The 13985-nt window shown below is 36.9% G+C and carries 13 protein-coding genes; 4 read left to right on the forward strand and 9 right to left on the reverse strand.

The window, feature by feature from the left end:
• Positions 1-46 precede the first annotated feature (46 nt).
• The gene (locus ACFVT8_RS17610) at positions 47-1207 is read left to right on the forward strand and encodes a class I SAM-dependent methyltransferase (RefSeq protein ID WP_387084326.1); all 1161 of its coding nucleotides are present in this window, start codon (positions 47-49) and stop codon (positions 1205-1207) included.
• Positions 1208-1324: 117 nt separating this feature from the next.
• Here ACFVT8_RS17610 and ACFVT8_RS17615 read toward each other — a convergent pair whose 3' ends face one another.
• On the reverse strand, positions 1325-2644 hold the full coding sequence (locus ACFVT8_RS17615; protein ID WP_387084328.1) for an ABC transporter permease: 1320 nt from the start codon (positions 2642-2644) through the stop codon (positions 1325-1327).
• Between the two features lies 1 nt (position 2645).
• A complete protein-coding gene (locus ACFVT8_RS17620) occupies positions 2646-3332 on the reverse strand; it encodes an ABC transporter ATP-binding protein (RefSeq protein ID WP_387084330.1) in 687 nt (228 codons plus the stop codon).
• Between the two features lie 499 nt (positions 3333-3831).
• Between ACFVT8_RS17620 and ACFVT8_RS17625 the strand changes: the two genes are divergently transcribed.
• From ACFVT8_RS17625 to ACFVT8_RS17635, 3 genes are all read left to right on the forward strand, one after another.
• A complete protein-coding gene (locus ACFVT8_RS17625) occupies positions 3832-4452 on the forward strand; it encodes a DUF47 domain-containing protein (RefSeq protein ID WP_079562474.1) in 621 nt (206 codons plus the stop codon).
• 20 nt (positions 4453-4472) lie between these two features.
• Positions 4473-5489, forward strand: coding sequence for an inorganic phosphate transporter (locus ACFVT8_RS17630; RefSeq protein ID WP_387084332.1), 1017 nt, complete (start codon positions 4473-4475; stop codon positions 5487-5489).
• A gap of 172 nt (positions 5490-5661) precedes the next feature.
• On the forward strand, positions 5662-7773 hold the full coding sequence (locus tag ACFVT8_RS17635; RefSeq protein ID WP_387084334.1) for an MMPL family transporter: 2112 nt from the start codon (positions 5662-5664) through the stop codon (positions 7771-7773).
• Positions 7774-7824: 51 nt separating this feature from the next.
• Here ACFVT8_RS17635 and ACFVT8_RS17640 read toward each other — a convergent pair whose 3' ends face one another.
• From ACFVT8_RS17640 to ACFVT8_RS17670, 7 genes are all read right to left on the reverse strand, one after another.
• Complete coding sequence (locus tag ACFVT8_RS17640; RefSeq protein WP_387084336.1) at positions 7825-8436, reverse strand: alpha/beta hydrolase; 612 nt, start codon at positions 8434-8436, stop codon at positions 7825-7827.
• Between the two features lie 18 nt (positions 8437-8454).
• Entirely contained in the window at positions 8455-8646 is a 192-nt protein-coding gene (locus ACFVT8_RS17645) for a hypothetical protein (RefSeq protein WP_387084338.1), read from the reverse strand.
• Positions 8647-8668: 22 nt separating this feature from the next.
• Positions 8669-9133, reverse strand: coding sequence for a hypothetical protein (locus ACFVT8_RS17650; protein WP_387084340.1), 465 nt, complete (start codon positions 9131-9133; stop codon positions 8669-8671).
• Positions 9134-9670: 537 nt separating this feature from the next.
• Positions 9671-10294, reverse strand: a complete 624-nt coding sequence (locus ACFVT8_RS17655; protein WP_387084342.1) for an NUDIX hydrolase — start codon at positions 10292-10294, stop codon at positions 9671-9673.
• A gap of 12 nt (positions 10295-10306) precedes the next feature.
• On the reverse strand, positions 10307-11386 hold the full coding sequence (locus ACFVT8_RS17660; protein ID WP_387084344.1) for an AI-2E family transporter: 1080 nt from the start codon (positions 11384-11386) through the stop codon (positions 10307-10309).
• A gap of 232 nt (positions 11387-11618) precedes the next feature.
• Complete coding sequence (locus ACFVT8_RS17665) at positions 11619-13316, reverse strand: M3 family oligoendopeptidase (RefSeq protein WP_387084346.1); 1698 nt, start codon at positions 13314-13316, stop codon at positions 11619-11621.
• Between the two features lie 74 nt (positions 13317-13390).
• Positions 13391-13966, reverse strand: coding sequence for a YdcF family protein (locus ACFVT8_RS17670; RefSeq protein WP_387084348.1), 576 nt, complete (start codon positions 13964-13966; stop codon positions 13391-13393).
• Between the last annotated feature and the right edge of the window lie 19 nt (positions 13967-13985).

Below are 13985 nucleotides of genomic sequence, written 5' to 3' on the forward strand. Positions count from 1 at the left end.
GTGTTAAACTAGTGCCATCTATAACACGATAAAGTAGGCGAAATATATGACATTTGAAGAAATGAAATCTCACCTTATGGAGCGGATTTTACAACAGGAACTCGTTACTGCTACGATCAGTCAACCACGTATGAAATCAAACGACGTTAAACGTATAAAGCTAAAACCTTTATTACTAAAGGATGCTTACCATATTCAAGTTGAATATCAATTTGAACGTATTTTAAAACATGAAAATGTTTTATTAGAAGATTTTCATGAGAAGCTAGAAGCATTTTTTAACGATTACCGTCAAGCACATATTGATTTTACGGATGAAAAGATACAAGTACAGTTATCGAAAAAGAACAAAGTACTATGGAAGTCTGATAAATCCTCAACGCCAAAGCAAATCAATTTAGCGCATAATCGCAAGAAAAACTATTTATTGTCAGAGGATACGCCATACCCATTTTTAATTCGTCTTGGCGTACAAACAGAAGAAGGAAAAATTAAAAAACAAAAATACGATAAATTTAAACAGATCAACCGCTTCATCGAATTTATTGATGATGCACTAACTTATTTACCAAAGGATCGACAGGTTCGTATTTTAGATTTTGGTTCAGGCAAATCATATTTAACATTTGCGCTATACCACTATTTAAAAATCGAAAAAGGCTTAGACATTCGTGTCACTGGTTTGGATTTAAAGAAGGAAGTCATTGAAGAATGCTCACGAATTGCACAGGATTTAGGCTATGAGCAACTCGAATTTCTAGTAGGAGATATTAATGATTACAATGAGGAGTCTGCAGTAGACATGGTGGTGACGCTACATGCTTGTGATGTTGCCACTGATATGGCATTAGCTCGCGCTGTAAAATGGGGAGCAAGCGTTATTTTAAGTGTCCCTTGTTGCCAGCATGAGTTAAATCGCCAGCTTAACACACCAGCACTTGATATTATGCTTCAGCACGGTCTCGTTCGTGAACGTTTTGCAGCGCTTGCTACGGATGCAATCCGAGCAGAAATTTTATCACTTGTTGGCTATGAAGCACAATTGCTAGAGTTTATAGATATGGAAAATACACCAAAAAACATTTTAATACGAGCCTATCATACAGGTAAAAAGCCGAGTTCCGAACAACGCGCTAACTATGATGCGTTTTTAAAGTTGCTAAATGCCAAGCCTTTTTTAGCAAATGAATTACAAGCTTACTTATAAAATTCGCTGTATTTATGGTCGTAGCGCAGGTATTCGCTTTCCTTTCATGGGTATTTCCTGGAGATGCGCAATTCAAATTAACAGGGCGGTCCAATAACTCCTGGACCGCCCTTTCTATTATAGTTCTTGTCGTAATGCTTGAATAACGTCAATTTTTGTGGCCTTACGTGCTGGACGATAGCCTGAAATCATCGCTACCCCAATACTAATCGCTGATGCGATAAGAACAAGCTGCCAAGGAATAAGGGAGAATGTAATTTCATTTCTACTAAAAGCATCTTCCCCTGTTGCTGCTTTTAGAATTAAAGGTAATGCAGCATTTGCTACAAAGCTAATAACATATGAAATAGCTACCGCTATCAAAGTACCAATAATGCCAATAAATGTACTTTCCATTAAAAACAATCGTTGAATAAGTTTGGGACTTGCTCCGATTGCCTTTAAAACACCTATTTCACGAGTACGCTCTGTTACAGCCATTGTCATTGTATTGAAAATGCCAATCGAGGCGATCAAGACAGCGATTGTTCCTACAAATATTAAACCAATTTTTAAAACTAGGAAAAATACATTCATTTTATCCAATTGCTCAGTAACTGAATAAACGCTATAGCCTTTGTCTTTTAGTTTGTCTAATATCGGCTTTACATTTTCCATGCTATCCGCAAAAATATTAAATTCCGAATAAAACATTTCATCCTCTTTAACATTACCAGGTACAGCTAGATTCGTAGCAATCATTGGCTTTTGCTCTGTATCCATATAGATAGAGTTATTAATCATCCAATCATAAGAAGGCTTCTTCATAACACCGACAATTGTATATTTCATTTTCTCTGTCTCTTCTGCCCCATCAGTATGTGGCATTAGTGATAATTCGATCTCTTTACCAATTAATGAGTCCTTATAACCTTCCTCACTACCATTATAATACGTGTCTTCCGCTTCAGCCTTTTTACTCTTTTCTTCTATAATTTTGCGCTCAGTATCATTGACTAATGTTTGAGCAAAATGATAACCTACAACGATTTCGTTTGGCTTTGTTGGATACTTCCCTTCCTCAAGCTTGCCATTCACTTGCTCAAAATCATGCATCTTAGCAACATATAAATCAGATTGTGTATCACGGTCTTCAAAAAACGAATGTGCAGATGCATTGACAGTAATTGTTTCGAGTACTGTTTCCACATGTTCTATACCTTTTATTTCATGTATTTGGTCCTCTGTAAATTGACCCTTACCAAACACCTGAATTTTCGTCACTTTTTCATTTGATAATATTTCATTACGTATGGAATCCTGAAGCCCAAACCCAACTGATGCGAGGACAATCAAAAATGCACAGCCCATCGTTGCAGCTAGTACGGTCATAAACACGCGTAATTTATTTTTCTTTATATGCTGTTTAACAAAATCTAATTGATCTTTAAATAACATGTTATGCTTCCTCCTTTACAAGTTCCCCATCGTACATGCGGAAACGTCGATGTGCTATTGTTGCTACTTCCTCGTCGTGAGTAATGATGACAAATGTTAAACCCAGCTCACGGTTTAGACTTTGAATGAGCAGCAATATATCTTGCTCTGTTTCCGAATCAAGACTTCCTGTCGGCTCGTCTGCAAACAAAATAGGAGGATTTGTAATTAAGGCTCTTGCAATACTAACACGCTGTTGCTGACCACCCGATAATTCATTTGGGTAATGGTCTGCCACTTCCGTTAAACCAACCTTGTCCATTAATTTTTTTACCTTTTCTGTACGCACAGCTTTCTTAATACCCTGCAACTTCAAAGGTAGTTCAATGTTTTCAAACGCCGTTAATCCCGGCATTAGTTGGAAGTTTTGAAAGATAAATCCGAACTGTTGCAAGCGAAAAGCTGCACTTTCTGCTTCAGTGAGATGAGCTGTTTCCTTTCCGTTTACCACAATAGATCCTTGTTCGGATTTCATAAATCCAGCTAATATTTGCAATAAAGTTGATTTCCCGGAGCCACTTTTCCCAACAATTGCGACAATCTCTCCTTTTTTCACCTCAAAATTGACACCTTTTAATACCGGAACTTGTTTTTCCTTACCTTTCTTTCCAATTAAAAATGTATGTTGTAAGTTCTCGACTTGAATCATTTTCAAATAAACTCCCCTTTCACCTTCTTCTGACTCATAGCGTAGGGTTGATTTACGTCCCTACTGGTTGCTTCCCTACAAAAGTCATCCTAAATTTTAGGTTATGAGCCTTTCCTTCTCCATTGTAGTAAATAATTCTTAATAAAATTGAAGGATAAAAATGAAGATATTCTTAAGAAAATGGAAAACTATTAGCAAAACAATTCCTTTACATTCTCTTTACAATTCATCCGAGAATTTTACGAAGTTATATATCCAAATAGTATCTTATTGTATTAAACAGAGACAAATCTCTTTATAAAACCTATTTTCAAGGCATTTTTCTGTATTAGTAAAAACAGACACAGTGATACCTTTATTATTTTGTGAACAAATTGTATATTACAGGATTGTAAAGTTTTTTGTAGATTAGAAGAATTTTATGTAGATAATTTAAAGATTTTGTTATGATAGTAAAGTTTAGAGGCCAATTTATTTTATCCAGGAGGATTCGATTTACATGCTTAACTCAAAAAAACAAGACCCTTTCTTTATAGCTTTGCATAAAATTGCTGAGAATATGAGAGAGGCCGTACATTACGCAAATGATTTTCGTATTAACAGTGTAGCTGACCTAAAAGAGATTAGCATTACTATGAAAAATTACGAAACAGCTGGTGATAAGCTCATTCATGAACTAATCGTGATGCTAAACAAATCATTTATGACACCTATCGAGCGCGAAGACATTCTAGAATTTGCCATTCGTATGGATGACGTATTAGATGGTACGGAGCATTGTATCGCTCATTTTGAAATGTTCTCTCTAACAGAAGTTGATGAATCAATGCGTACTTTCTTAGGCTATATTTCAAAAAGTGCTGATGAAATTGTTAAAGCAACAGAAGAGTTAAAGAAAAAGAATCTTATTGGCATGCGCCCACACGCAATTCTTATTAAGGACTATGAACGTGAATGTGATGAAGTACAACGTTCTTCTATTAAACAACTATTTTTAAATGAAAAAGATCCAATTCGACTTATTAAATATAAAGATATATATGAACAACTTGAAGATATCGCTGATCATTGCCAAAACGTTGCAAATACTATGGAAACAATTATCATGCGTAACGCGTAATTAGGAGATGGGCACTTACAATGAACACAATCATTATACTAACTGTTCTGGTCGTTATCTTTGCCCTAACATTTGACTTTATCAATGGCTTCCATGATACAGCAAATGCTATAGCAACCTCAGTTTCCACTAGAGCATTGAAACCTCGTGTAGCTATCATGATGGCTGCGACGATGAACTTTATCGGAGCAATTACTTTTGTCGGTGTTGCAAAGGCTTTAACAAAAGACATTGTAGATCCTTTCTCTTTAAATGCTTTTGATGGAGACACGACCGGATCAGTCGTTATTTTAGCAGCATTAATCTCCGCTATTATTTGGAACTTACTAACATGGTATTTCGGTATTCCATCAAGTTCTTCACATACTCTGATTGGGTCCATTGCTGGTGCAGCTGTTGCATCTGCTGGCTTCGGAGTTTTAAACTATGGCGGTTTTACTAAAATCATTATGGCCCTAGTGCTATCACCAATTCTTGCGATTTGCGCCGGCTTTATTATGATGACACTGTTTAAATTATGGTTTAAAAACTTAAATTTATATCGTACGAATAAAGGTTTCCGTACGATGCAAATTTTCACTGCCGCAATTCAATCTTTTACACATGGTACTAACGATGCACAAAAGGCAATGGGGATTATGACGATGGCGTTAATCGCTGGTGGTTTGCATTCAGGAGATGAAATTCCTTTCTGGATACGAGCTGCAGCGGCAACTGCAATGGGGCTTGGTACCTCTATCGGCGGTTATAAAATTATTAAAACAGTCGGCGGTAAAATCATGAAAATCCGTCCTGTAAACGGAGTTGCAGCAGATTTAGCATCTGCTTCAGTAATCTTCGGTGCTACATTAATTCACCTACCAGTATCTACAACACATGTTATTTCTTCCTCTATCATGGGTGTCGGCTCTGCACAACGTGTACGTGGTGTAAACTGGGGAATGGCGCGTAAAATTGTAACTACTTGGGTTATTACAATGCCAATTTCAGCAGTTATGGCAGCTATTATTTACTTTTTATTATCGTTATTCTTTTAACTTCTTCCCACTTCTATAGATGGTAAGATGAATGCGGATTTATGCCAAAGCACAATTGAATTTGATCGCATACTAAGACTCCTGTTCCTTGTTGAACAGGAGTCTTTACATTGTCACACGACAAATAGCGACACATCCTTTACACTATTTTAAAAGGGGGACAGTACCTACAATGAAAACTTTTTCAGCTTTTATAACAGCCCATGCTAAAGCTATCGTAGCCTTATGGTTCGTAATTTTTATTACCATGGCTATGTTTGCCATACAACTTCCAAGCAAGCTTCATGGAGATGGTTTTTTTGTTAAAGGAGATCATACCTACGTAACAAATGAACTAGCGGAAACATTTGATTTGCCTTCCGATACAATTTTGGTCGTCTTCAATCCAGCTGACGATAAGAATATTCGAGATACATTAAAAAAATTAGAAAAAGTGAAGGAGATTCATTCAATCCAATCACCACTTAATGATCCCTCTTTACAAAAGAATGATATAGCTTATGCCATGGTTCATATGAAAAATAATGTTGATCACCTACCTGATGTTGTGAAAGACATTCACTCATTAATAGAGAATGACGGTGTGAGCATTACAGGTGGTCCTGTTATTTCAGCAGATATCAATACAGCAAGTCAAAAGGATTTAGCATCAGCAGAAGCAATCGGATTACCAATCGCTATCATAGTGCTATTACTAGCTTTCGGTACTGTCGTTGCTTCAATCTTACCTATCATTATCGGGGTTGTTACTGTTGTAACTGCGTTTGGAATTTTGACTTTGTTTAGCGGTAATGTCAATTTATCGATTTTTGTGTTAAATATAGTACCAATGCTTGGTCTTGCATTGAGTATTGATTTTGCCTTGTTGTTTATTAACCGGTATCGCGAAGAACGTGCCCATACATCCATTGTACAAGCTATTCAAACAGCAATAGAGACAGCTGGTCGTTCTATTATCTTTTCTGCTGTTTGTGTCATGATCGGCTTAGGTGCCATGATTGTCATCGACGTTGAAATTTTTCAAAATATCGCTTTAGGAGGCGCAATTGTTGTATTCCTTGCAATACTTTCTGGCTTAACCTTGTTACCTGCTACGATGGTGCTATTAGGAGATCGCCTAAATAAATGGCGTTTATTACGTGTAAAGTCTGATGGGGCAAATCTTTGGCGTGGCTTTGCTGGCTTTGTCATGAAACATCCAGTGACCATCGTTATTGTGGCATTATTATTACTAGGTATTGGTATGATTCCATTGAAGGATATTAAACTTACAATTCCTCAGGTGGATTCATTACCAACAAAATATGAGGCACGTTCAGCTTATGATCAATTAGACAAAACGTTTGGACTTGGTGATACCTCAACATTATATTTATTAGCAGAACGTAAGGAAGGTTGGCAAGATAGTGAGGCAAGAGAGCTTATTTACAATATTCAAGAAAAGTTACTTGATGACCCTCTAGTGAAGCAAGTATCGACCATTTATACGACGGCTAACATTAAGTCTCCTGAGGAACTGACATCTTCTTTGAAAATTCCTCAAGCGGCAGAACAATTAACACCCATTCTAAATACGTTTTCTAAAGATAAACAACTATTTATCCCAATTACATTGGATGCAGCCGGTTCATCGACTACTGCTCAACAATTTGCTCGAACATGGAAAGATAAAGATTTAGGTGTCGATTTTGCACTCGGAGGTCACGCGAAATTCAATCAAGAAATTTTTGATGAAATCTCTAGTAAAATCTTCTTGGCTGTAGCCATTATTATCGTATCAACATTCTTTATTTTAATGCTCGCTTTCCGCTCTATTTTAATCCCTCTGAAAGCGATTATTATGAATATCATTGGACTTTCATCGGCCTTCGGTATTCTCGTCTACATTTTCCAATATGGACATTTAGGTATTGAAGCTGGTTCAATCGTCTTAATTATTCCAGTAATCGTATTTTGTCTTGTATTCGGCTTAAGTATGGACTATGAAGTCTTTTTAATATCACGTATTCAAGAGGAATATCAAAAAGGGGCGGATAATACACGTGCCACGATTGATGGTCTAACCTCTACAAGCCGTATCATTACGTCAGCAGCGCTCATTATGATTGTTATAACAGGAGCATTCGCTTTTACAGATGTGATGCCTGTGAAGCAAATTGGAGTTGGTATAGCTATTGCAGTCGCTCTCGATGCAACGATTATTCGTCTCATGCTCGTTCCAAGTCTTATGAAGCTCTTCGGGGATTGGAATTGGTGGCTACCTTTCTCAAAGAAACAAAAATAAAAGAATCCGCAACCTTCCGTGAACTCTCTCACAAAGGTTGCGGATTTTTTCTTATTTTGAATAAATACGGTCGTACCATTCTTTTGCTGCCTCTACTTCAGGCATCGTAAGCTGATGACCATAATTAAACCATACAGTTGTCACATCTGCCCCTGCTGACGTTAAAAGCGCCTCTAAGTCTTCAGACTCTTGAGCGGTACACATAGGATCATTCGTTCCAGCACCGATAAAGACAGGGATCGAAGAAAGTCTAGGCAATTCAATATCACGTCTAGGTACCATTGGATGATGCAGTATGGCACCTGCTAGAGCATCCTCATAATGGAACAATAGGCTAGCAGCAATATTTGCACCATTAGAATAACCGATAGCAACAACTCGATTACGGTCAAAGCCATACTGCTGTGCTGCTTCTAATAAAAAGTCATTTAATTCCTTCGTACGGAAAATTAAATCCTCTATATCAAAAACACCTTCCGCTAAACGACGGAAAAAGCGTGGCATACCATTTTCAAGTACATTTCCACGGACACTTAAAATGCTTGCTGTATCATCGATTTCCTTTGCAAGGCCAATTAAGCTTTGTTCATTTCCACCTGTACCATGTAATAGTAAAAAAATTGGTTTTGTTTCATCTGTTCCTTTATAAAAAACGTGTTGCATTTTCAGTCCACCTCTCAATTATCTTGAATTCGAGATAATTGTAGCCTGTGGTAAAATTAAATTCAAGCTCTTTGACTTATTAATTTCACGATTTTCGCGATTTGGTTGTTCCTCATGATCTTTATAAAATTTTGTAATCGTAAATACCGAAAATAAACAAACCGCTAAAACAACAACAATAACTACTCCCACTAGTTTTTTCCCATTCATTCGTTCTTATCCCCCGAATTACTTATTTCTTTTTACGAAAACCTTCTTCTAGTAAATATTCTTTCGCAGCTTCTTGTGTACCAAAGGCTTCCTCTAAATTTTCACCATGATAGACATTCCAAGAACGTTGCTCAAAGGCTAGCTTTAATTGGGCACCTTCACGATTTTGCCAAATCTCTTCAATCGGCTCTTGCTCTTCTTCTTCTTCCGATAAATATTGAATGGCATCTTCAATAATTTCACGAAGCTGTTGTTCATCGTAGTCTCGAATATTTACTAGGCCTTTATCGTTTGCTTCTTCCTCATAACGCAATAAATCACCAACAAAGACAAAGCCGTTGCCATTTGGGTGTAGCTTTTCCACAACAATGGTTTTTTCATAAAGGCTTTCCATAAAGTGATAATTTAAGCGTTTCAATGAAATTTCCTTCTTTGTGAGTTCAGGAAATGAGTCGATGATCGCTTGCTTTTGTTCAAATGTTAGCATATAAAAATGCTCCTTTTCTATTCAATCTACCTTACAGTATAACTTATTTTTTCTGTTATATCGAAGTAAATTAGGTAGTTCTAAAAGTAAAAAGTAATGTCTCCTCTTCTATAACGTGTGGTTGATTTCAGTTCCGACTGGGCGCTTTGTTGTTGCTGTCGCTTCGCTTTCGCACAGATAAAAACATTTGTTGCTGTCGCTTCGCTTCCGGGAGGTGATGGTTTTAGCCTTCGTTCCTCTATTGCTAATCCCCAAGGAGTCGCCCAGTCTCCACTCAACTTATTCACATAGCATACGCTTTTAAAAATAATAACCCTAACTTTTGATGATGAGACAAAAAAAGTAGTATATTCACGAAAGCCAGAGCCTAATAATTATCTAATATAAAGGTAAAAAAATCCGCTTAAAACTCCCTGCGGATAAAGTAAGAGCATACCGATGCGGCTCATACTTTTATCCACAGAAAGAGAAGCGGATTTACCTTTTACAATTATACTAAAATTCTTATGATGGGCTTTTTCAGACAACCCTCACAAATTATAATCTTTTATTAAACATTTTATCTTTTACAAACCGAATAACATGGGCAACGTATAGTTCACGGTAAGGGACGAATTGTGCTGCACCTACTGGGCGCACAATTTTCGCTCGTTGACCATCAGGGAAATATTCATAGCCTTCAATATTCAGAGTAGCTGTTTCTCCTAAAAAGAATGCCTCTGCCTCATCAAGCTTTGCTCGAACGACCCCTGACACTTCCTCATACTGCAGTTTAAATGTTTCCCAATCATGTTTAAATGGATATATATAAACATGACAAAATTCATTGTCAATCATGTTTTCTGAAACGATACTACAAGATGTCATGCCCATCTTAACAACTTCGTGTACGTCGACATCGAGCCCTAGCTCTTCCTTCACTTCACGAATTCCCGATTCTACTGTCTCTACGGCTAATAGATGCCCTGCCGCTGTAATATCAAGCAAGCCAGGATAGTCCTTTTTTTGTGAACTACGAATTTGGAAATAGATATAGTCCTCATTGACAAGCCAACAGTGGAATGTTTCATGCCATAGTCCCTTTTCATGTACCTCAGCTCTCGTTGCTGTCCCAATCTGTTCATGCTGTTCATTAAAAACTTTCACAATTTCTTGTTCCATTTTTTCCGACTCCTATACTGACTTCGTAGCCTTTTTCTTAATCACGTTACGTTCATCATAAATATTGGATGCGATCACTTTTAATACTGCATAAAATGGTACAGCAATGATAATACCTATGAAGCCTGCAATATTACCTGCAGCTAAAATAACTGTAATAACTGTTAACGGATGGATATCGAGTGTTTTCCCCATTACATTAGGAGTTATAAAGTTACTATCGATTTGTTGCGCCACGAGTGTGACAACAGACACCCATATGACTAACACTGGATCCTGAACAACAGCCACAATCAGTGCTGGTGTAAAGGCGATCCATGGTCCAATAAACGGAATCATATTCATGAAGAAGGCAAATATAACAAGCAGTAACGAATAATCTAAACCTATAACTAAATACCCGACATACATAATGAGTGCTAGTAAAAAACTAATTTGCAGTTGTCCTTGAATATAACTACGTAAAACACTATCAATTTCACTTAACGTTTTCTTCACCCATTCACGGCGTTCACCACTAAAATATTTATAAATCGATGGTGCAAATTTTTCATGATCCTTCAACATAAAAATAAAGAAGAATGGAATTAAAATAGCTAATAAAGAGGCAGATACAACTGATTGTAAAAACGAAACTAGCCCCTTACTTGCCACAACGGCAATATCCTGTACAGAATTCGCCATATTATCGATAAAATCTTTTAACTGCGGCGGGAAGTTATCTTTGTTTCGCAACACATAATCGGCTGCATCTTGAATGCTAGCACTAATTTGTGGTACATTTTTCACTAAATTATTTACCTGCACTGCAATCGGATTACCAACGATCCAACCAAAGCCACCAACAAGCGCTATAAGTCCAATGACTATCGTTAGTATACTTGCCCATCTTGGAAATTTACGCTTCTCTAAAAATCTTTGAATCGGCTCCGTAACATAATACAAAACACCGCCAAGTAATAAAGGTATAAAAATAGCCTTTAAGATAATGACAAGCGGTGAAAAAATCCAATGAATCTCTATAAAATATTTTATAACTAGTAGAGCAAGTAAAACCCCTACACCTACTTGAAACCAAACTTTCCTCGTCACTTTCTTCACTTCCTTTTATCACAGTTACTGAAAATACTACTTATATATTAACCATTTCGCAAGTATTCTACTATTTAATTTCCAAATAACAAAGTTTTAAAACTAAAAAATTTGCAACCCTCCAACAGGCAATCCCACAAGCCCCTCAAATGCTTAAGCATCTGAGGAGGCCACATGGTTTACCTTCCACAGGAGTGTCGCAAATTTTCACTAATGTTCTATAATGAGCAGTTTATAATTTTGTATCTTCTACTGAATTTAAGTAATCTTTAATATCACCAATAACCGATTCAACACAGCCATCCTCAAATGGTGAAATTAAGCCCGCTTCTTTCACAAGCTTCGTAAAGGACATAGAGCCGCCTAAACCACATAAATGAATATAGTCCTTCCAGGCAGCTTCAAATTCTTCACGTGAACGTTTCCAGAATTGGAATGCACAGATTTGCGCTAACGTGTAATCAATGTAATAGAACGGACTTGAATAAATATGTCCTTGACGTTGCCATATACCACCTGCTTCTAGATAGCTATTATGATCATAGTCACGATGTGGTAAATATGTCTCCTCAATTTTTTTCCACGCAGCTTTACGTTCAGCTGGTGTCATATTCGGATTCTCATAGATCACGTGCTGGAACTCATCAACTGCAACACCGTAAGGAAGGAATAGTAAGCCACTACTTAAATGTGTAAACTTATATTTCTCTGTGTCTTCCTTAAAGAATAGCTCCATCCATGGCCATGTGAAAAATTCCATACTCATCGAATGAATTTCACAAGATTCATATGTTGGCCATAAGTATTCTGGGATTCCAATGTTACGACTTGAATAGACTTGGAAAGCATGTCCAGCTTCGTGTGTTAACACATCGATATCGCCAGAAGTACCATTAAAGTTCGAGAAGATAAATGGTGAGTGATAGTTTTCGATAAATGTACAATAACCTCCACTCTCTTTACCTTTCTTCGCCACTAAGTCCATTAATTCATGATCAATCATAAAGTTGAAAAATTCACCAGTCTCGGGTGATAACTCTTCATACATTTTTTTACCGTTTGCCACAATCCATTCCGGATCACCTTTTGGTGTAGCATTTCCTGATACAAAATTGAATGCTTCATCATAGAACTTAAAATCAGAAATACCAATACGTTTTGCCTGACGTTCATATAATTTTGTGGCAATTGGTACGATTAAATCACGAACTTGGTCACGGAAATTCTTTACCATATCTGCATTATAATCAATGCGATTCATTCGAATATAGCCTAGTTCGACATAGTTTTTATAGCCTAACTTAACAGCGATTTCATGGCGCACCTTGACAAGCTCATCATATAGTCGATCAAATTCATCTTCATGATCGGCAAAAAAGCCAAAGCGTGCATTCGTTGCCGCCTTACGCACTTCACGATCAGTAGACTCTGCATATGGTCCAAGCTGAGCAAGCGTTAATGTCTCACCGTTAAAGTCAATTTGCGCAGAGGCAACTAGTTTATTGTATTCTGAAACAAGCTTGTTCTCCTTTTGCATTAGATCAATGACTGCTGGTGAAAAGCCTTTAATTTGATAGGTTGCTAAATCAAATAATTGCTGACCCCATTTTTCTTCTAACTGCTCACGGAATGGTGAAACGATTAACGCTTTATAATATTCTGTTGTAACCTCTTCCAACTCAGGTCCAACCTCGTCAAAATAATCGCGCTCTGCATGATAAAATTCATCATTTGTATCAATCGAAGCACGAATGTACACTAAGTTCGCCATCGTAGCATAATCATTACTCAATCCATTTAATTTCTCAATTATGTCACTTTGCCCGTCTATCGTTTGAGCATTTTTAAATTGGTCAATTAAGGATAGTTGTTGCTCCTTCATTGCCTCAATATTCGGACGGCTGTATTCATAGTCTTTAAACATTTTCATAGAAATCCCCTCTTTCTGTCATATACCCCGTGATATTTCTATTATATGCCAAATCTATCTTATTAAGAAACAATTTAATAGCCAATTATATATGTTTTTAATAATGCTGCCCTTTCACGTAGATTTAACTTTACTTCAACTGATTTTGGCGTTTTTGCCGCAACGACATCTACTTCAAAACCTAAAGACTTAGCTAAATATTTTGCACGCTTTAAATGGAAATCATTAGAGAGAATCGTGATTTTCTTAGTTCCTTTAGGCAAAAGTTCTTTAGAATATAGTAAGTTCTCATAAGTTGAAGTAGATTGGTCCTCTACTAATATTCTGTTAGTTTCTATACCCTTGTCCTGTAAGTATTTAAGCATGACTGAAGCCTCTGACCGATCTTCATCTGCCCCTTGCCCACCTGAAACAATTACTTTTACATGAGGATATTTGTTTAAATACTTTACAGCCTCCTCTAATCTATTTTTCAAAGAAAGCGATGGAATCCCACCTGGTTTTACCTTCGCTCCTAGGACAATCATGTATGTAGTTGTTCCGTTTGCAGCTGGCTGGACACCTTGTTTCATCTCCTCACCGAGCCAAATATAAACAATGCTACAAACACCAAATAGAATAACCCCTAATCTTATTACCCATTTTTTCACAATTGACCCCCCTTACCTT

Source organism: Lysinibacillus sp. NPDC058147, from assembly GCF_042884205.1.
GTDB lineage: Bacteria > Bacillota > Bacilli > Bacillales_A > Planococcaceae > Lysinibacillus.